Genomic DNA, 21,221 nt, shown 5'->3' with positions numbered 1-21,221 from the left:
CTTATAATCCTGTTGCTACAGTGTTTTTACCTCTTTCTCTAATTAGCTCACCTCTAACATCTAATGATCTATATGCCTTAATTGGACTTATAACACCGCCACGGTTTAAACGTGCTTTTTCTAACAATGGTCTAACATCTGTTCTAAAAGCACCTTGTAATATTTCTTGACATTTTACAACATCATTTTCTAATTGTGCAGCTTTTAAAGCATCTTGATCAACCAACATAGCTTTTGCATATGCTTCTTGAATAGCTTCTAAAGATTGAATTAAATCTTCTAATGGATCTTTTACGTTATGACTTGCATCAATCATCCAAGCTAAATCAGGATTTTGAGGATTGTTTTTCATTCCATATACCAATTCATTAAAAATTAAGAATAAAGCATAAGGCTTGATACTTCCTGCAGTTAAATCATCATCACCATATTTACTATCGTTAAAGTGGAAACCACCTAATTTACCTTTTAATTGTAAAATAGATACAATTTGCTCTATATTACTATTTGGTAAATGGTGACCTAAATCAACCAAAGTGTAAGCTTTATCTCCACAACCGTTTGCTAACATTAATGAAGCTCCCCAATCTTGAATTACAGTACTGTAAAAGTTTGGCTCGTAAGGCTTGTACTCGATTAACATTTTCCAATCTTCTGGAATTGATTTATAAATATCAATTAAACTGTTTTGTGTATTTTGAAATGCAGTTTGAAAATTGTTTTGCCCAGGGAAACAAGAACCATCAGCTAACCAAACTGTTAAAGCTTTTGACCCTAATTTATCTCCAATATTAATAACATCTATATTGTGTTGAATTGCTTGCTCACGAACAGCTTGACTCACGTTACTTAATGAACCATATTTATAGCTTTCTTTTGCATTTTTTTGATCCTGAAAAGTATTAGAGTTTACCGCATCAAATTTAATATCTAATGAAGTTGCAATTTCTTTAATAGCTTTGTAATCATTAGGAACATCCCAAGGAATATGTAAAGAAACAGCACCTGCAGTTTGTGTAAGTGAATGTATTAAACCTACATCTTCAATTTTTTGCTCTAAACTTGAAGGCTCTCCATAAAAAGAAAAACGTCCAAAACGAGTACCTCCTGCACCTAATGCCCAGCTAGGAATTGCTACTTGAAATTCAGCTAGTTTTGAAATAAGGCTATCTACATTGTAACCGTTTTTAGTTAATTTGTTTGCTAAAAAGTCAAAATTTTCTTGGTGTGCGGTTAATTCACTTTTATTAGCGGCACTAATTTGTTCTTGTTGTATTTTCATTTTTATAATATTTATCAACTTATTAAACTCAAAAATACTTCACTTTAAAAGTTTTTCTATCCTGTACTATACGGTAAAACAACTATTTAGTGTTTTTTTATATAAAAATCAACTTAAAAAAAGTTAAAAAATACTGTAAAACAACCTTTTACAAGATATACAAACCTACTTATAGCATTTTACCCCTTTTAAAATTGATTGATTATTTTTATAAACTTTTTTAAATACCTAAAAATATACATAACACATAGCTTTAACATGTGTTCATAATTTTTATTTTATGCTTCAAATTATTTTTAAAAAAAATAGTTTCTTTTTAAATGAAAAATCAAACTACTAAAAAACAACACCTTAACATAGTACTACTTAAAATATTAATATAAAACACTTCTGCATTTACACGTTTACATACCCTTATTTGTACTATAAAAACTTTATTATGTTATAAATTTGAAGATGTAATTTTATAGAAAAATTACCAATTTCTGAAAAATAAAAAACATATCATGAAATCAATGTTTGTAAAAAGCCCAATACTGATGAATAAATTTAGCATAAAAATTTTACTTGTTTTTGTTTTTTTTGCCTTTATACAATGTAAAACAACCAAAAGTACAGACACTTTTAACCTTAAAGCAATAGAAAAAGACCGTGTTTTAGCATTGGCAAACTATTATAGCACTTTAAAACCTATTACCGTTACAGATAGTATTTGCACAAGAAGTGCTGGTGGAATTCACGATTTTTATTCAGAAGGTGATTATTGGTGGCCAAATCCTGAAAATCCAAATGGCCCCTATATTAGAAAAGATGGTTTAACCAATCCAAATAACTTTACAGCGCATAGAGAAGCTATGATTCGTTTTAGTCAAATTTGTGGCACACTAACCTCAGCATACATTGTTACCAATGATAAAAAATATATTGAACAATTAATACCACACTTACAAGCTTGGTTTATAAATGAAGAAACCTTGATGAACCCAAATTTACTTTACGGACAAGCAATTTCTGGAGTTACAACAGGGCGAGGTATTGGAATTATAGATACTATTCATTTAATGGAAGTTGCAAAAGCTGTTATGATTATTGAAAATTCTGCTCTTATTTCAAAAGAAGATTTAAACAAAATTAAAGCATGGTTTTCAGCTTATTTAACTTGGATCACTACACACGAGTACGGCATAGCAGAGCGTGATAACGGAAATAACCATAGCGTATGTTGGGTTATGCAGGCAGCTGTTTTTGCTGAATTAACAAATAATAAAACGGTATTAGATTATTGTATAAAAATGTATAAAAATGTTTTATTACCTAATCAAATGGCAATTGATGGTTCGTTTCCTTTAGAACTAAAAAGAACCAAACCCTATGGATATTCTTTATTTACTCTAGACTGTATGACTGTTATTTGCCAAGTTTTATATATACCTAACAACAATTTATTTAACTATTCAACACCCGACCATAAAAATATAGGTTTAGGTATTTCATTTTTATATCCATTTATTAAAGATAAAAATGAATGGCCTTACCAAAAAGATGTGATGTATTGGAACGAATGGCCTGTAAGACAACCTGCTTTACTATTTGGAGGTCTTGCATTAAAAAATGAATCCTATTTAAAACTTTGGAAATCGTTACCTGAAAATTTAAAAACCAAAGAAGTAATTAGAAATATGCCCGTAAAATACCCTTTACTTTGGGTGAATTAGCTTTTCTATTTATTTTTTATTTCAATTATAAAACAGCTAGTTATTGATAAAATTAAGCATTGCCTCTCTATAATGCAGATAATCGTTTGGAGGCGAACCCGCATTTTTATCTAAATAAGTTTTTATCCATTGAGGATGTGCTATTTCATTTGGATTTCCTTCAAATATATTTTTTAAAAAAACACCCGTTGTACCCGATTTTTTAAGATAGTCTATTTTTGAAAAATACCCTTCAAGCGGTGGTAAACCCATGAAGTGATTTGTTAGTATCGCAACATCGGGTGATTCAGCATAAGGAATGGTTGCTCCTTTTTTAACACCAGGACCATTAAAGTTCATATATATTTGCCAAGATGATAATTGCTCTGAAAGATGGTTGCTTTTGCTTAAAGTACCCATACCATGGTCTGCAGATATTATAAAATATGTCGTATCCCACAAACCTTCATTTTTCAAAAATGTAATCAACTTTCCTAAAGCTGCATCTGCATTTAAAATGGCTTTGATGTACGCTGATTCTGGATTGGTTTTATCTTGTGGTCCTTTCCAAAAACTTCTAATTTCTTGTAAATGCAAACGCACCAATCTAGCGCTATCTTCTTTAATATGTTTTATACCCAAGGCTACAACTTCTTGGTCAGGTATAATCTCTGCATAATAAATATCTGGGGTTTTAAAAACATCATATAAGGTATGTCCGCCAACATAAACAGATTTAATTCCGTTACGTCTTGCTGATAAAAAAATATCGTCTAAATTTTGATTTTCGAAAACATGAGTTCCTGTATGCATTCCAATATTTGGTGGAGACGCACCTCCCCAAGGCTCACTACCATCAGGTAATTTTACACGTCCAACCGGACTGTTAGAATACGCATCTTGAACCACAACTCCATTATCTGCTAAATATTTTAGATTTTCTGCACCTGCTTTAATCGCGGTTTCTGCAGCATCTTTCATTAATCCATCAATAATAAACTGAACAACAACAGGTTGTTTTTTTACTCCTTTTTTGTGCTGTTTTAACGGACTGCAATTGGTTAACAAAAATGTTGAAATAATGAAAGCTAAAAAGGTTTTCATATAAATGAATTATTTAGTTAAAAAATCTTTCCCCCATTTTTCACGAAGTTCTTTTGAAAGTGCTTTTACAGTTTCTTCATAAGCTGGTTTTTCTGCCAAATTATCCAATTCTAAAGGATCTGTTTTATGATCAAACAACATACGCGCATAAGCAACACCTGCGTCATCTGTCCATTCTGTATAAAACAAATCATCTTTAATTAGCGTAACACCATCTTTAAATTTGCTTACCGCCCAATTTTTATCAGATTTTTGTCCGTTAATTATAGGTACAAAACTTTTTCCTTCAACAGAATTAGGCGATTTTAAACCTACTAATTCTGCCAATGTTGGATAAATATCAATATATTCAGTAATTGCATCGGTTTTTTGACCCTTAGTTTTTCCAGGAACTTTAATTATTAATGGTGTTCTAAGAGCAGTTTCAAAATTAATATGTTTGCACCACAATTTATGATCACCTAAATTCCAACCGTGATCACCCCATAAAATTACAATGGTGTTTTCATCTAAATTTAATCGCTTTAGCTCGTCCAACACCAAACCTATTTGCGCATCAATATAACTTACACTTGCATAATAACCGTGTATCAATTCCTTTGCTAAATCCTCTGGCAAATCTCCTTTTTTTGGAATATTTTCATATTGTCGCAATTCTCCAAAATTATGAAAAGCCTGTTTTGGTGTCGTTTCAGGCTGCACATAACTTTCAGGAAGTTGTATGTCGTTTCTATCATACAAATCCCAATATTTTTTTGGAGCTGCAAACGGCAAATGAGGCTTTGCTACTCCCATAGTTAAAAAGAAAGGTTTGTTAGAAGTTTTCAGTTTTTGCAAATCTTTTATCACTTTCAACGCCAATTTCCCATCTCTATAAATAGAATCAGGAACATCTGCTATCTCTGTTGGTAAACCTCGAGGTGTATTTTTTCGTATTTCTTGACTTTCAGGCAAAGCGTATGTCCATAAAGCAGCAGCTGTCCAAATTTCATCCCAAGCCTTAGCATCGTCATTGCCATAATGATATATTTTTCCGTTAGAAATAGTTTGATAACCATTTTGTTTTAATAGCAATGGCAACGATATCGCATCAGGATAATCTTCGTCTTTTTTAACATGTGCATCTAAAAATCGGTTTCTGGTTGGTCTTGCACCTGTCATTAAACTAGCTCTGGATGCACCACAAACAGGCACGTTACAATATGAACGCTCAAAAATTAGACTCTCGCCAGCCAATTTATCTAAATTAGGAGATTTGATGTGATTTGCTCCGTAAAAATTGAGTTCTGGTCGTAAATCATCTACTGCTATAAATAATATATTTGGTTTCTGACTTTTAACATTCTTTTGCGTTGTTAAAGATTGGCTAAACCCAAAAGAGGAAAAGACCATACTGAAAATAAACATTTTTAAAAATTGCTGTTTCATTTGATGTAACTTAATTATTTAATACCTTTCTTGATTTTTTTAACTGTAAATACCACAACCCCAATACCATAATAAGCCTTTGTTGTGTATTTTTCAATATCTTCCTTTTTTGTGTAAACCTTAAAATCAATAACATTTTTAAAATTCACATCTTGAATATCAACTTCTTTCATTTTTTTTCCATCAGTCAAAATTAGTAAAGGCTCTTTTCCTGAATTCCAACCTAAATTTTTAAGTACTCTTTTCTCTATATTATTCTCAAAATCTGCTTTATCAATCATTTTACCATCTTCAGGGGTAACATACCTGCCCATAAACACAATAGCTTTGGTCTTGGTATCAATAATGAAAAAAACAAATGGATGATCTGCTTTAAACGTTTTATATGAAGGCATCCCTCTAATATAAACGATAGTCGTTGTGGCTGCAGTAGCCTCTGTATAATCTTCGTTTATGTCAAAATAGGTTTTGTGGGCTACTTGTGCAATCGCCAAAGGTTCATTTTTTAATATGCCCGAAAAATCTGCTTCATTATTAAATACCGTATTTAAACCCATATTTGTAAGGGCAGATTTTAGTTTATAACTCGCCTCCATTTTTATTTTTGGCATAGAAATCCAAACTTCTGTATTCGATGATTTTTCTAAAATTTCATCAAAAAAATTGGCATTCAAACTTTTTTCAACGGCTTCAAGTCCATTTAGTTCTTTGGGTAGCATCATACAAAATGATAAATAAGAGTCTTTGTATGGCTTTGCTACAAATTGAAAGGCATCATTTTCAAAATAATTTAGCTTTTCAGTGGTATTCATAAAATCGACTTTGTATTGATTTTCATTATCTGTGAAAAAAGTTGATTCAGCTGTTCTATGTTTTTCAAACTTTTTAAGCCACTCACCTTTAAAGTAAACAGCATTCGAAATCATTAATTTTGTCTCAGAATTTATATCAGTTGGACTTACCATGTTTGTTATACGCTGATTTGTTTTATCTGCCACCCAATAGTTAATATCTGAAACCGCCTGTTTTGTATTTGCAAACTCGGTTTGTTTAAAATCCGAAGAATATTTATTTGAAACAGCATTTTTGAACGCCGGTTCCACTTGAAACCTTTTATCTACCCAAACGGCATTCGAAATTTTTAAACCAGCTAAACTGTCCGTTTTAAGCGTAAACTTATTTGGATAATCACTGTTGGTAAAAGCTGAATCTTTTAAATACAATACGTTTTCAAATTCCTCTTTTGTTTTGTTTTTAGAACCTTCGTATGCCGATAAAAGCGCGTAATAGCTACTCAACGGCGAAAGAAAAACATTTCCTTTTTCAAGTTTTATTTCGTGGTATAAATCAAAGGAAAACTGATTGAATGATTTACTAAGTTCACTATTTTGAGCTTTCAATTGTCCCAAATTAGTAATCGTTAAAAATACGATAGCCAAAATTGTAATAGGTTTATAATTCATCATTTTCAGTTTTTTTTTAATTAAAATGATTTAAATGCTTTATTTTGAGAATCACTTTCTAAACTATGATCTTCAAAATTTATTTTTTTTCCTTCACCAATATATAAACTCGTTGTTTTCTTGCCTTTTGATTCTTCAACACGAACAATAGCAAATCGTCCTTCAAAATTTAATTTAAAGGCTTTATTTACATAAACTGCATCCGACTTATCTTGTGAAATAATATAATCTGTAATAGTCAATGCTTCTACTTTAGAAACTACTTTAGCACCTACAATTTTTGCGCCATCCATTAAAGGTTCTATACCCTGAACACTGGATTCGCTTTTTGTTGAAGGCTCAAATACAGCTACAAAAGGTTTATCCCAAGCTTCCCCATTTTGCCTGATAGCAAGTAGCTGGGTTTTCTTTGTAACATATCCATTTTCAGCTTCTCTTGTTGGCGGTGTTAGTGCTTTTGTATATGCTCTTTCAACACCTTTTGGCACTAACATATGCATGTATTTATCATCATACGCTATTTTAAAAGTAACCTTAACAGCACTATTTGTTGGTTCCGTAACCTGTGTATTTTCAAAATAACGCCACCCCGGAGATTGCACTGGATCTCCAATATCATTTTGATAACGATCTGTTTCTGTAAGACTTAAAACTTGTCCTTTTTCATTTTTTATGATTGTTTCATCACCAATATTGTGGTAAATATAATCGTGAAATTTATTTTCATCTAAAGATTTTGAACGAAACATATCAAAATAATAGGCTGTTTTATCACTGGTTCTAATAGTGCTTAAGGTACGTTCCTGATTACAATTATTTACTTCATCTTTTAAAAATTGGGTAGCAAAACTAAAATTCTCACTTATTGGATCTTCCAAATGTTTAGGTTCTGAAGCGATATTTTTAGTTGTATTTTGCCATACATACGCGCCTCCTTTCCAAGAACCTTCATCTAAACCATGCGATGTACCGTTAACAACCACGGTATTATTCCCTGCATACAATCTAAAATAATTTTCATGAAGCGGAATTTGTCTTTCTTTTACAGAAGCTGGCAAACCAGCATTTGGGCTCATAACATAACCTGCACCATACAATTCCATAGAAATTCCTGTTAGGTGAGAATGTACATAGTGAGCACCTCCAATAATTCCAGAAAGCCCATATATTTGGTTGTCTTTTTCAACAAAATTACGTTGCAAAGCAACACCTGCATGTTTTATAATAACAGTAGGTTTGTTAAAATTAATACCTCCTTCAATTTTTTTAGGAATAGGTTGTCCCCAAAATAAGTCTAGTGGCTGAAAATTATTAAAAATATTATCATCAAGTTTTGGTTGATAACCACCTTTGGTATCATAAGCCTGTCTTAATGCAATTTGTGATTTTTGCTTCAAATATGTATAACCCCTTCTTTCAGCAATACTTAAAGTATACCTGTAAAGATCTTCAGTACTGTCGTTATTTCTTTTAGAATCGCCATAACGAACAAATTTTCTATTTGGATGTCTTAAATAATCAAATAAAAAATTTCCATTCAAAATATGTTGGTTATCCTTAGTTACATTCATTTCTGGATACACTCGATCTACAATATTTAAGGTCAATGTTATAATAGACATAAAACTATAACTCAAAGATTCAGGCCAAATTCCTTGTTCACCAAACATAGGAAGTATGGTGTTTTTGAATGAATTTTGATGTGCAGTTCCTTCTTCCCAAAAAACATGAAACAAACGATTACGTTCAACATCATCTTCAATACATAAAATACCAAACAATGCTCCTGTAGCGGTTAATATTGGATGATTGGAAACTATTTTACCATGCTTATCTGGTTTTCCATATTCTTGTAAAACATTACCAACAACATTTGCAATTGCCTTTTGTGCTTTTGCATTGTCGAATGGAATTCTAACACCTTTTTCTTTATTATATACCGTTGCATTTGGTTGCTTTACATAATTGTAAATAAAATCATAGGTCAATGCAAATGGTCCGTATGTGGTTCTTGGATCAAAAAACTCATAACCACAAATTGTTGTAGTTTGTGGTGTTTTAGGAGCAATTACATCCACATAATACCCTAAAATATCCACAGCAAATTGGGCATATTTTTCTTCCTGAGTTAAATAATATAACATTCCTGCTTCTGAAGCAAGTGCTAAAACCTTATTATGCCCTGCCGCTAAAGGTCCTGCTTTTTGTTCAGAATTTTCACGATCGTGCTTGGCAAAATCAGGTATTGTATTTAAAATAGCATTCGGATTTTTTTCATGTATTTTAAGTGCCGGATCAACACGCTCATGCAATTGATTTACAAGATCTTTTGCCCAATCGTATTTTTCAACATTTTCAAGAATTCCTGCGCGCTCTTCTGCTGTTACCCAAATGACTGGGTGTTTTAACGATTGTGCGAATGCCGAATGCATAAGTAATATGTTTAAAAACAATAGTACTTTAAAAAAGGGGTTCAATTTTTTAATCATTTTATAATTGTTATTTATCTGCTCCAATAACTTTTAATGGTTTGCTATCTGCACCATTGGTTCTTGCTTTTTGCGCTACAAAATAAGGTTGAAATGTATATGATGAATTAGCGTCCCAAATTTTATTTGTTTTAGGAAAATACTTTTTCAACTTTTCAATTTCGCTTTTGTACTCAGGAAATTTAGCAAGGTTGGTAAATTCGTTAGGGTCAATTTTGTGATTGTACAATTCTTGTGATCCGTCTTCATACTGCGTAAACCTGTAAATTCCTGCACTTACCGAATGATTATTCATACCATAAGTTGTTAACGCATATGCTTTTTTATTTGGTTTATTTGCTAACATTGATTGAACCAAACTTACGCCTTCGTTTCTTTCATAAGATGACAATCCACACAACTCTAAAAGTGTAGGATACACTGAAAGCATTTCAACCGGCGCATCTATTATTTTTCCTTTTGGAAGATTTGGAGCTACAAATAACAAAGGCGCTTTTGTTGCCGAATCCCATAATCCGTGTTTTGCAAAAGTTCCTTTTTCACCCAAACGATACCCGTGATCAGACCACAATACAATAACGGTGTTTTTGGCATATTTACTATTTTCAAGCGCTTCCATCACACGTCCTATTTCATAATCCACGTAACTTACACAGGCCAAATAAGCTTGAATAATTTTTTTCCATTCGCCACTTTCTATGGCCCATTCTGTTGAAGGCATCATAGGTAAATCGTTGATATCTAACCCAACTTGTGGTACATCCTTTAAATCATCTGATAAATACGGTGCAACTTGAATACTTTCAATAGGGTGCATATCAAACCATTTTTGAGGTACGTATAAAGGTACGTGCGGACGTAAAAATCCTAATCCCATAAAAAACGGCTTGTCATAATCTTTATTCAAACGTTCAATTGTCCAATCTACCGATTGATGATCTGGCATTTGATCTTCTCTTTCAGGAAAAGCACCCCAATCAGTACTTGTACGACCGTACTGTTTTCTGTCTGAAGTTCCAAAACCATCCCACACAAAGCGTTTTTCTGGCAAAGGTCCAAATCCTTTTACTCTACCCCCAGATTCATCAAAAACGCCATCTGGAGCGTGATCGTGAAACAATTTTCCTATTCCCATTGTATAATAACCATTGTTTTTAAAATACTCTGGAAGAAATGTAATTTCTTTTGTTGCAGGATTTTCTGAACGAATTTTTTCATCAGGAATCATTCCGTAAATTCCTGTTGAAGACGGACGTAAACCTGTCATTAATGAAGCACGTGAAGGCCCACACAACGGCGCTTGACAATGTGCATTTGAAAACAACACACCCGAAGCTGCCAATTTATCAATGTTTGGTGTTTTGGTATTTGAATAATTATTTAAACAACCCAACCAAGTATTTAAATCGTCAACCGCAATAAACAATACGTTGGGTTTATTGGAGTTTTGTTTAACAACATTTGTTTGCGCCTTAATTCCGTAGGTTGATGAAATAAGGATTAATAGAAATATATAACTTAATTTTCTCATGTTTTTTTAGACTTATATTTTACTTTAACTTTTTAACAACTAACACATTAATTTTTACAGGCCCTAAAAGTCCTGACATCAATAAGTTGTCATTTTTATCCCAATGCTTCCAAGAGGCAAAAGTTGTTCTTTTTGAAGGGCGCTTTATGTTATTTAGCAACCAATCTGGTAAACTTTTCATTTTTTCTCCATTGCGTTCGTAGTCTAATGATAAATTTTCATCACCAATCAATCGGTTTACCCACAAATTGGTAATCTTAATTTTTATATTATTTGAACCTTTTTTTACATAATCAGTAATATCAACTCTAAAAGGTGCTTTCCAAAGTGTGGCTACTTTTTGGTTATTTACAATCACTTCAGCCACAATACCTACACTTCCTAAATCTAATTCTAAAGCATTTTCTTTAGACACCTGTTTTTTAGACAAATTGAAGTTTTTCTCATAAATAGCCGTTCCTGAAAAATGTTGAATTTCTTCTTCTGAAGCATTAGACCAAGAGGTTAATGTTTGGTATGTTTTCTTTGTTGAAGTTCCATTTTGTAAAGGGAAAGTCACTTCCCAATTTTCAGAAAGCACTATTGGCTTTGGAACTTTTACTTTTACATTTTTTGAAGTTCCTACATTCGTTTCATAAGACAGCGTGCCAGAAAAAGGCGTTTTCCAAATGGTATTTCCCTTTTCTATGTAAATTTCTGAGGAAGAAATAGATGTATCCAGATTTAAAAATTCTCCTTCAGAAATAATTGAAGTTCTTGTGTTTCCATCTGTTTCAAAGGTAATTTTCAGGAAATTATTTTCGTTTTTCAGGGGTTTACCTTCAACTAAATCATCTGAAATTTTGATATTATAAATTTCAGAAGCCACCTGTTTTTTAATCTTTTCAGTAACATCAAACGCTTCAAAGTTTTTAGGTACACCTGTAGTTTCAGGTTTAAATTTACCAAATATTGCCGAAATTATTTTGAGTTCTTTATTCCCTGCATCAATCGTAATAAACTCTCTTTCTTCTGCGTGAAGGTATTTGATTTCATCACCAATTTGATATGCTAATCGGAATTCTTTTACATAGCCCATTGCTGGGTCACAGTCGCAAAAACCTCTAGACATTTGAAAATTTAACTTTCCATTATGTACTTCTTTAACTACTTTATCTGTTATATCTATTAAACCTTCTTGCAAGAAATTTCCATATTCAGCTTTTATTATTTTTAAATTTGATAAAGGAACTGCTTTGGGTTTTTCTAAGCTCATATTCGCTTTTACAATATGACTTTCGCTTGCTAAATTCTCTCTAAAGACAACAAAAACAGAAGCTTCACTATCTAAAGTTAACGGAATGCTAGTTGTGCCGTCGGCATTTGTTTCCCAAACCGCTAATTCTTTAATTTCTCCAGTTTCCGAATTCCACAATTCAGGTTGTTTGTTCAATGTTCTAAAACGAGCTGTAAAGGTTGTGCTTTCTTTTTTTGCATTGGCAATAAAATAAATAACTTCATTTGCTGTTTTTCTATGAATAAAACTGATGTCCGTTGCATTTCCTTCTTCAATAGAAAAATCTTGAGAAATCTTGTTATTATTTAGGAAGTCTTCTACAGAAATATCTTGAATCAAATTACTATCCCAAAGCGCTTGGGCTGTGGTTTTAATATAAGCATCGTTTTGTGGATAATTGGTTAAACTTGGAGATTGAGTTGGTTTTGCACCAATCACTTTTGCGCCTTTATCAACCAATGAGGCTATTATTTTTAAGGTTTTAGCTGTTATCCAATCGCTTTCTGGCAGTAATAAGACTTCATAAGCAACCCCAAATTTTGTCACTATTTTTCCATCCTTCACACTTAATTCAGCCAATTTATTCGCACCAATTAAATCGTAATCGTACCCCGATTTTTTAAGTTCTGGTAATAAAAATGCAGTATTTGGAGAAGAATCTCCCGTGAAAAATAACACATCTGCAACATTATTTCCTTGTTGTAATAAGTATTGTGATTTGGCTATATAATCTAAATACGATTTACTTTGTGTCCACCAGGTATTTAAACGATTAAAATCAAAACCGTGGTAACTTAGCGCGATTCCTGGGCCAACATCCCAAGGTTGATGCACATAAGTATGAAAAATAAAACGTGTAATGCCTTCAGCCCAAGCTCTATCACCAATAGATTTTATAGTTGCAGGATGTTTGTCCCAACCACCAATTCCGGTAAAAGACTCTGCCCCAACAATGGAACTTCCATTTAAATGTGCAATGGATGATACAAATTTAGAAGAATCAAAAAAAGGATAACCTCCACTCCAAAACTCGCACATTACAATATCTCCTTTGGCACCTACTTGCATATTATCAAAAGGTCCCCAATACGGTTCTACAGAAAATTTTAAGTTGTTTTTATGACATAATTCTGCAAAATGACCATAATAATTTTCAGCAATTAAATCGCCAATGGTTCTTCTAAAATCCCATTGAAAACGTTCTGTAATTTCGCCACTATCTACATAATACCCTGCTAATGTTGGCAAATAAGATAGTAAACTATAGCCTCTTAATTTTTTGAATTCATCTTCAAAACCAGTTGTCCAGTTTTGCGAACCAACCTCATAACTATCAATTAAACAATTATTAACCGTAGTTCCAACTAAATCGCCTAATTTATTTAGAATTGGTTGAATACCAGCATTCCAATATTTATCCAAAGCGGTTTTAGACATTTTATCTACCTCTAAACCTTGACCACCAGCTGGTGCAGGTCTATTTTTTGCGCCGTTTGCAGTATGACCAATTCGCAAAATAACCCATTCACCTTCTGGCACATTCCATTCTAAAACACCTTCTTTAGATAGTTTAGAAGTGATATTAACAATGCTTTCTTTTTTTACAATGGCAGACTCAGGAATTACTTTGGTATCTGGCAATAAATGATTTCTAATTCTATTTGATAAAATCTTATAATCTAAACCATCAATTTTTAAAGAATCTTTTGGTTTTGGAAACGCTACAATGGCTATATCTTTATAAAAATCAAACTTCGTTATAGGTTTGGGTAATTTGCTATGAAATTGTTTTCCACCTTTTACAGTTAGCTCGCTAAAAACCACCGTTTGCATCGCATTTTCTGGCGTTACCCAAGGACCTCCAGAAGAAGACCAACCAGGACCATTATGAAATGTCAATTCTAATCCTAGTCGTTTTGCTTCTTTTGCTGAAAAATGAAATAGCGCTAACCATTCATCAGATAGATATTTTACAGGACCTTCAGGAAAACCCAAATGCACATTAAACAATTGCGCTTCTTGAATTCCTACTGATTTCATTGCTTCTAAATCAGCCGTAATTCCCATTTTTGAAACATTTCCACTAATCCAATGCCACCAAGTTCTTGCCTTTGCTTCGTTAGGTGGATTTTGAAAATTATCTTCAAGATTTATTTCACCTAAATTTTGAGCCTGTATGCTAAAACAAAAAAATAGTAATATTAAGCTGTAAATGGTCTGTTTCATACTTCAGTAATTAATCAACAAACAATTCGTCAATATAAGGGCCGCTTTCACCGTTTGTTTGTAGTTTTATATTATTTGCTCCTGCTTTTAACACTATAATTGTTGGCACAAATTTCCATTCTTTTTCCCAATCTCCTGTTGAAGGAAATTCTAAAGTTCTTATATATTCATCGTTTACAAATAATTTCATTGGGTGCAACTTACCTTCATTGTTGTGCATATATCTAAAACGAATGCTATAATCACCCGCTTCACCATCATTTTCTTGATAAAAAGTGATAGCACCTTCTTTGCCATCAAATCGCACAAATCCACTTCCTTTATAACGATGTGCCGCATCACTTACTACTGCATCACCTTCAAGAATCCCTTCTTCTGCAGCAATATTAACACCTCTACCTACCCACATTGCTGCGGAATGCTCATCACCCCAAAACAACCCTTCGTTTTTACCAAAGGTTTCTTCCATAGTTAAAACAACTTTTCCGTTTTGTTTTACCACTGCTTTTACAGTAGTACCATCTAAAACTGTAAATGGTTTTTTATAAACGATTCCTGAAGTAGCTGGATTATCACCGTTTACAGTATATAAAATTTCAAAATCAGAAAATTTAGATTTTCCAAATAAAGCAATTTGCTGCGCATCAATACTTATTTCGTTTGAAACGTACAACGCTTTATCACCTAAAATAGCAGCTGTAATTATGGAAGCATTTTTAGCTGCTGATTTTTCTTCTAAAAACAAGCGTACTTTTCCAAAAAACAGACTTCTATAATCAGCTTTTGTACGGCTTGTAGGATCGATAGGATTACCATTTTCAATAGAAACTTTTTCAATATCGCCTTGTAAATTGTAATACACTTTATTTTCAGCGTAAGGAAATAGGTTTCCATTAGCATCAATACCTTCTGAAGTTAAAATATAACTAGCTCTAAAGCTATCTTCAGCTGCTAATTTTGTAATTGTATTTTTTAATTTTGAAGGCTGTGCACTTGTATTAAATGCCGTTCTTTTAACTTCTTTTCCTTTAACATAAGCTACTGCTTCTAACTTTCCTTCTTCATAAGGCACCATCCATTCGCATTGCATTTCATTCCAAACAGTTCCTGGCTTGTCTTTTCCTAATGATTTTCCATTCAAAAATAATTCAACCTCATCTGCATTAGAATATACCCAAACCGGAATCACAGTTCCTTTTTCCATTCTTGGATGCGTCCAACTTGGTAACATATGCAGCATGGTTTTTGTTGTCCATTGACTTTGATAAAAATAGAACAAGTCCTTTTTAAAACCAGCAACATCCAATGCGCCACCCATAAATAAATTAAAAGGCAAACCTCCATGCACCAAACCAGCTTCACCATAATAATCAAAACCAGTCCAGCGGAAATGCCCACTATGCCAAGGCGTGTCACGCATTACTTCCCAATTTTTTCTCGCTGAAATTCTAACAGTCGCATTATCATAAGAAGAATTGAAACATTGCTTTCTGTTTTTCCAGTTTTTAGGGTTGATACCTTCATAAAAGAAAATCTCTTTTTCTGTTAAATTTGGTAACTCGTATGTTCCTGGCAGGGCATTGTCTCTCCACCATGTTTGTGTTCTATAATACCCACGTGTTTGCCAAGTATGTGGCGCTTCGGTAGAGATAAAAGGCTTGTCAAAAGTTTTGTTTTCTAAAAACGATTGGGTTTCAGAACCTCCATTTACCCCAATAATATCCATATCTTCAGAGTTTCCAGCTCCTGAAGTAAACAGTCTTGTATTGTCTAAACTGCGTCCTAATTTCACCAATTCAGGTGCAATATCACTATGTGTTTCATTTCCTAAACTCCAAACAAAAATACTTGCATGGTTGCGGTCTCTTGTAATCCACTCAGTCATATCGCGTTGCCACCATGCATCAAAAGCTTGCGCACCATAATCTTGAGGGGCTTTTTTGTGCCAACCGTCAAAAATTTCATCCATAACCAGTAAACCAATTTCATCACAAATGTCATAAAACATTGGAGGTGTTGGGTTGTGTGATGGACGAATGGCATTGATACCCATATCTTTTAAAGATTGTAATTTCCAACGCAACATTGGTTTTGTCCAAGCACCACCTACTGGTCCTCCTTCCCAATGTTCGCAAACACCTTTTAATTTAACATTTTCTCCATTTAGCCAAAAACCAGTTTTAGTATCCCATTTTACAGTTTTAAATCCAAACGTAGTTTCAACCTGGTCAATTATTTTTTTACCATCAACTAGTTGAGTAATTACTTTGTATAAATTTGGTGTTTCTGGACTCCATAATTTTGGGTTTGCAACTTCAAGATTTATAGTACTTTCAGAATCTTTTATTTTTTGTGTAGCTGTTTTTAAAACCTTTCCTTCAGAAGATAAAATAGTTGTCTTACACGTTTTTCCTTCGGAAGCATTTACAAAAGCAGTTTTTACAGATACTGTAGCTTGTGATTTTTCAATTTTAGGTGTCGTTACAAATACACCATTTGGAGCAATGTGCGAAGGATTAACTTGAATTAAACGCACTGCAGCATAAATACCACAAGGGTGATACCAACGTGCTGAAGGTTCTAAGCTATTGTCTACTCTTACAGCAATGGTATTTTGCCCTTCATTTAAATATTTAGAAATATCGTAGCGAAAACTTATGTATCCATAAGGTCTTTTACCCAAATAAATGCCATTAATCCAAACTTCACTATTCATATAAACACCATCAAAATTGATGTAGTTTATTTTTGAAAGGCTTTCTTTTTTTACATTGAACGATTTTCGATACCAACCAATACCACCATCGTGATAGCCACCACCTTGTCCTTGATCTCCTCCATCTCTCACTCCTTTTTCAAAAGACCAATCGTGTGGCACATCTAAAACTGTCCAAGAACTAGCATCAAAATCTTTTGCTGAAAATGTCGTGTTGTCTTCTAAAATAAAACTCCAGTTATTATTGAAGTTAGTTTCTGTACGTTGTGAAAAACATTGCATTGAAAAAAATACAAATGCAACTATTAAACAGGCTTTAATTTTTAAGTTAATTTTCATATTACTTTAAGGATTTAATTTTCTATTTCTTTTGAAAAATTGATACATTTATTTTGCAAGACCAACTAACAAAATTTCGAAAAGCATGTAATTCTATAAAATGATTAAACAATTATAGAACCACATACTTTAGACCATTAGACTTTATTTTATTTACAATTGATCTCTTTAAATTTAAATACTTATTGAACAATTAATTTTTGTGTAGACCTATTTCCTTGTTGATCTGTGATTACAACAAGATACAAGCCATTGTTCATATTATACTCTTTTGTATTAATAGTAAGTTTTTCTTGACCAGAGTTATTTGAATATACTTTTACACCTAGCATACTAAAAATACTTACATTTTCCCAACCAGATTCACCTGTCTTAATTGTAAATGAACCATTTGTTGGGTTTGGATATATTTTTATTTTTTGTTTAAAATTAATAGGATCGTCAACCGACAATGTTTTAAGCTTCAATTCAAAATAATCTAAATCAAAACCGTAATCTAACAAACTAAACCTTAGCACATGGGTTCCTGCTTCTAAATCAAAATTACCTATAGTCTCAGTTAAAAAACTTCCAGACCCTGTATTAGTAAGTACAATATCACTTAAAAAAGTAATGTTTTCATCTGGAAAAGAAACCGTAAGTTGTTTAAATGCTGGGCTTCGTCTTGTTTGATGATTTACATCTAAACTATAATTACCTGATTGAGCCACATCTATAGTAAACTCTAACCATTCACCTGATTTTATATCGCGCACCTGTGTTCCTGCGGTATTGATATCAACCATTTCATCAGGTCTAAATGAAGAGCTATTTTGATTTAATTTATCCCAGTAAGCAATATCAATTCCTCCATTATCATAATGTTCAAATTCTATTCTACCAGGAATTGGATGAGGTAAATTATCATTGGTATAAGCCCATTGATTTGGCGTTAAAACAGTTAGCGTACTTTCTTCAGTTAAACCTTGAGCATCCTTAGCTACAATTTTAATCGAATATGATAAGTCCATCATATTTGTTAACTCAGGAACAGAAGACCAAACATAAGATCCTGTTTTAGTTCCAACATTTACATCATTTACATACAATGTAGCCTCTGTAAAATCTGATCCAATAATTCCTTCAATATTTAAATTAGCACCTTTTGCAATTACCTGATTATTTAAAAGATCTTTAAACCCAACTATTCTACTTGTATCTGCAGTAACTTCAACTACACGCTGACCTTTTTTATTTGCATCAGCCAGCAGAGAATAAGAGCCATAAGATAAACTTGTTCCTTCACCAATATACAAAGTAACATAAGCTTTATCTAAAATTTGCTCATAACGCACAACAGCAAAATGACCAGTAAAATTAATTCCGACTTCAGGTATACTAACAATTTTAGAGGCATCTTCCTGACAAATTACATAATCTGTAATTACTTTATCACCAACCTGACTATTTACCTTTGCACCAACAATAACACCACCTCGGTATAAATGTTCTACAGACTTAACGCTGGTATTTGTAGATTTAGAAGGTTCAAAAATATGCACATAAGGCGAGTTCCAAGCCTCGCCTTGTTGTCTGATCGCAACAATTTGTGTTTTTTTATTGATATAACCACCTTTTGCTTCACGAGTTGCAGGTCCAAGCGCTTTTGTATATTCACGGTTTACACCTGCAGGAGCAAACATATTCATATAGGTATTGGTTTCGTTTAAATCAAAACGCACTTGAATGGCAGCATTGGTTGATGCTGTTACGTTGGTATTTTCAAAAAATCGCCAACCTGGTGATTTTTGAAAATCTCCTATATCATTTTGATATCTGGTTGTTGGCGAAACAGGCAATGGAGTTCCATCCATTGTCATAACATTTGTTGCGTCACCTAAATTATGGTAGATATAATCGTGAAAATTATTTGTTCCCAATGATTTAGAACGAAACATATCAAAATAGTAACCCGTAGTTTCACTTGTTCTTATGGTACTTAATGTACGTTTAGATTGTTCATTATTTACTTTATCATCTAAAAATTGAGTGGCAAAACTAAAATTTGGGTTGATAGGATCTTCTAAATGTTTTGGTTCAGCAGCAACATTTACAGTAGTATTCATCCATAAATAAGAATCTGTATTCCATGAACCAGGCTGAATACCATGTGTTTTTCCATTTACAATCATTGTATTGTTACCTGCATGTCTCCAAAAGTAATTTTCATGTTCTGGCTGTGATCTTTCAGCAAGTGTTTTTGGTAATCCGGCATTGGCCGACATTATATAACCAGCACCATACAGTTCCATAGTTATACCTGTAACATGAGAATGCACATAATGCGCACCTCCTATAATACCACAAAGTCCATAATCTTCATTGTTCGCTTCAACATAATTACGTTGTAATGCAACGCCAGCATGTTTAACAACAACCGTTGGTTTTTGAAAGTCGATTGCTCCACTTATCACAGGAATATCAACACCCCAAAATAATTGATCAAAAGCTCTATAATTGTCAAAAGAGGTTATTGGAACAATAGGGTTATACCCACCTTCAGCATCATAACCTTGTTTTAAAGCAACTTTTGCTTTGTCAATATAATTAGTATAATTTCTTCTAGTAGCTAAATTTAAAGTATACCTATATATTTCAGAAGTTTTATCAATATCTCTATGAGAATCTCCATAACGCACAAAACGCCTGTTTGGCATTCTTAGATTGTCAAATAAAAAATTTCCATCCAAAATTTGCATGTTATTATTCATAACATTTAATTCCGGCTTTAATCTATCAACTATATTCAACACTAATGTAACGTTCTGCATAAAACTATAACTAACAGCTTCAGGCCAAATACCCTGTTCGCCAAACATTGGTAAAATGCTTTTTGTAAACGAATTCTGTTCTTTTGTACCTACATTCCAAAATACATTAAACATTCGTTCTCTTTCGGTATCATCTTCAACACAAAGAATACTAAACAATACACCAGGTGCTCTTAAGATAGGGTGATTGCTTACTGTTTGTCCGTATTTAGTATCAGTACCTCCATGTTCATGCAATGCATTCATGGCGATGTTATAAACTGCTTTTTGTGCCTTTACATTATCAAATGTAATTTTTTTACCTTGGGATTTACTATACACTTCTGTACCTGGTGTTTTTAAGTAATTCACCATAAAGTCATAAGCAATCGCAAATTGGGCATAACTACAACGAGGGTCGTAAAAATCATTACCACTTATAGCTGTATTACTAGGAATTCTTGTGTTAAGCGCTTCTATATAATACCATAAAATATCTGCAGCAAACTGAGCATATTTTTCTTCTCCGGTTACATAATACACCATTGCGGCATAAGATGCGTAATTAAGTACCTTAGCGTGACCTGCATTGGCAGAACTAGCCGCTGATTCAGATAAATTATCATCTGCAGCTAATGCTGGTATTGTATTAAGAATTGTAAGCGGATTTGTAATATGCGTATTTACTTTAGACTCAATAGTTCCTTTAGCCTTTGTAACAATGCTACTTGCCCAATCGTAATTTTGAATTTTAGCCAACACATCCGTTTTTTCAGCTGGAGTTGTCCAAATAACCGGATGCTGCAAAGATTGTGCAGACAATAACATTATTTTAAATAAAAATAATATTAGTAATGTATTTTTTAAGTTCATTAAGTTTATTT

10 protein-coding genes are annotated in these 21,221 nt (G+C 32.8%); 1 reads left to right on the top strand and 9 read right to left on the bottom strand.

Annotated elements, in window-relative coordinates:
* Position 1: 1 nt before the first annotated feature.
* A complete protein-coding gene (locus tag EC396_RS05635; RefSeq protein ID WP_129365727.1) occupies positions 2-1,282 on the bottom strand; it encodes a sugar isomerase in 1,281 nt (426 codons plus the stop codon).
* A 539-nt stretch (positions 1,283-1,821) separates the two neighbouring features.
* Between EC396_RS05635 and EC396_RS05630 the strand changes: the two genes are divergently transcribed.
* Complete coding sequence (locus tag EC396_RS05630) at positions 1,822-2,997, top strand: alginate lyase family protein (protein ID WP_129365726.1); 1,176 nt, start codon at positions 1,822-1,824, stop codon at positions 2,995-2,997.
* 36 nt (positions 2,998-3,033) lie between these two features.
* Here the strand turns inward: EC396_RS05630 and EC396_RS05625 are convergent, their stop codons facing one another.
* From EC396_RS05625 to EC396_RS05590, 8 genes are all read right to left on the bottom strand, one after another.
* Complete coding sequence (locus EC396_RS05625) at positions 3,034-4,080, bottom strand: alkaline phosphatase family protein (RefSeq protein ID WP_129365725.1); 1,047 nt, start codon at positions 4,078-4,080, stop codon at positions 3,034-3,036.
* A 9-nt stretch (positions 4,081-4,089) separates the two neighbouring features.
* A complete protein-coding gene (locus EC396_RS05620; RefSeq protein WP_129365724.1) occupies positions 4,090-5,508 on the bottom strand; it encodes a sulfatase in 1,419 nt (472 codons plus the stop codon).
* Positions 5,509-5,522: 14 nt separating this feature from the next.
* The gene (locus EC396_RS05615) at positions 5,523-6,974 is read right to left on the bottom strand and encodes a serpin family protein (RefSeq protein ID WP_129365723.1); all 1,452 of its coding nucleotides are present in this window, start codon (positions 6,972-6,974) and stop codon (positions 5,523-5,525) included.
* 17 nt (positions 6,975-6,991) lie between these two features.
* The gene (locus tag EC396_RS05610; RefSeq protein ID WP_129365722.1) at positions 6,992-9,403 is read right to left on the bottom strand and encodes a hypothetical protein; all 2,412 of its coding nucleotides are present in this window, start codon (positions 9,401-9,403) and stop codon (positions 6,992-6,994) included.
* A gap of 67 nt (positions 9,404-9,470) precedes the next feature.
* A complete protein-coding gene (locus tag EC396_RS05605) occupies positions 9,471-10,991 on the bottom strand; it encodes a sulfatase (RefSeq protein WP_129365721.1) in 1,521 nt (506 codons plus the stop codon).
* A 19-nt stretch (positions 10,992-11,010) separates the two neighbouring features.
* Positions 11,011-14,493, bottom strand: a complete 3,483-nt coding sequence (locus EC396_RS05600; RefSeq protein ID WP_129365720.1) for a glycosyl hydrolase — start codon at positions 14,491-14,493, stop codon at positions 11,011-11,013.
* Between the two features lie 10 nt (positions 14,494-14,503).
* Positions 14,504-17,548, bottom strand: coding sequence for a glycoside hydrolase family 2 TIM barrel-domain containing protein (locus EC396_RS05595; RefSeq protein ID WP_129365719.1), 3,045 nt, complete (start codon positions 17,546-17,548; stop codon positions 14,504-14,506).
* Positions 17,549-17,730: 182 nt separating this feature from the next.
* Positions 17,731-21,159, bottom strand: a complete 3,429-nt coding sequence (locus tag EC396_RS05590) for a T9SS type A sorting domain-containing protein (RefSeq protein ID WP_164975212.1) — start codon at positions 21,157-21,159, stop codon at positions 17,731-17,733.
* Positions 21,160-21,221: the final 62 nt, after the last annotated feature.

The organism is Lutibacter sp. HS1-25 (genome assembly GCF_004121075.1).
Taxonomy (GTDB): domain Bacteria; phylum Bacteroidota; class Bacteroidia; order Flavobacteriales; family Flavobacteriaceae; genus Lutibacter.
The sequence above is the reverse complement of the archived record's forward strand: the minus strand, read 5'-3'. Positions and strand labels throughout refer to the sequence as shown.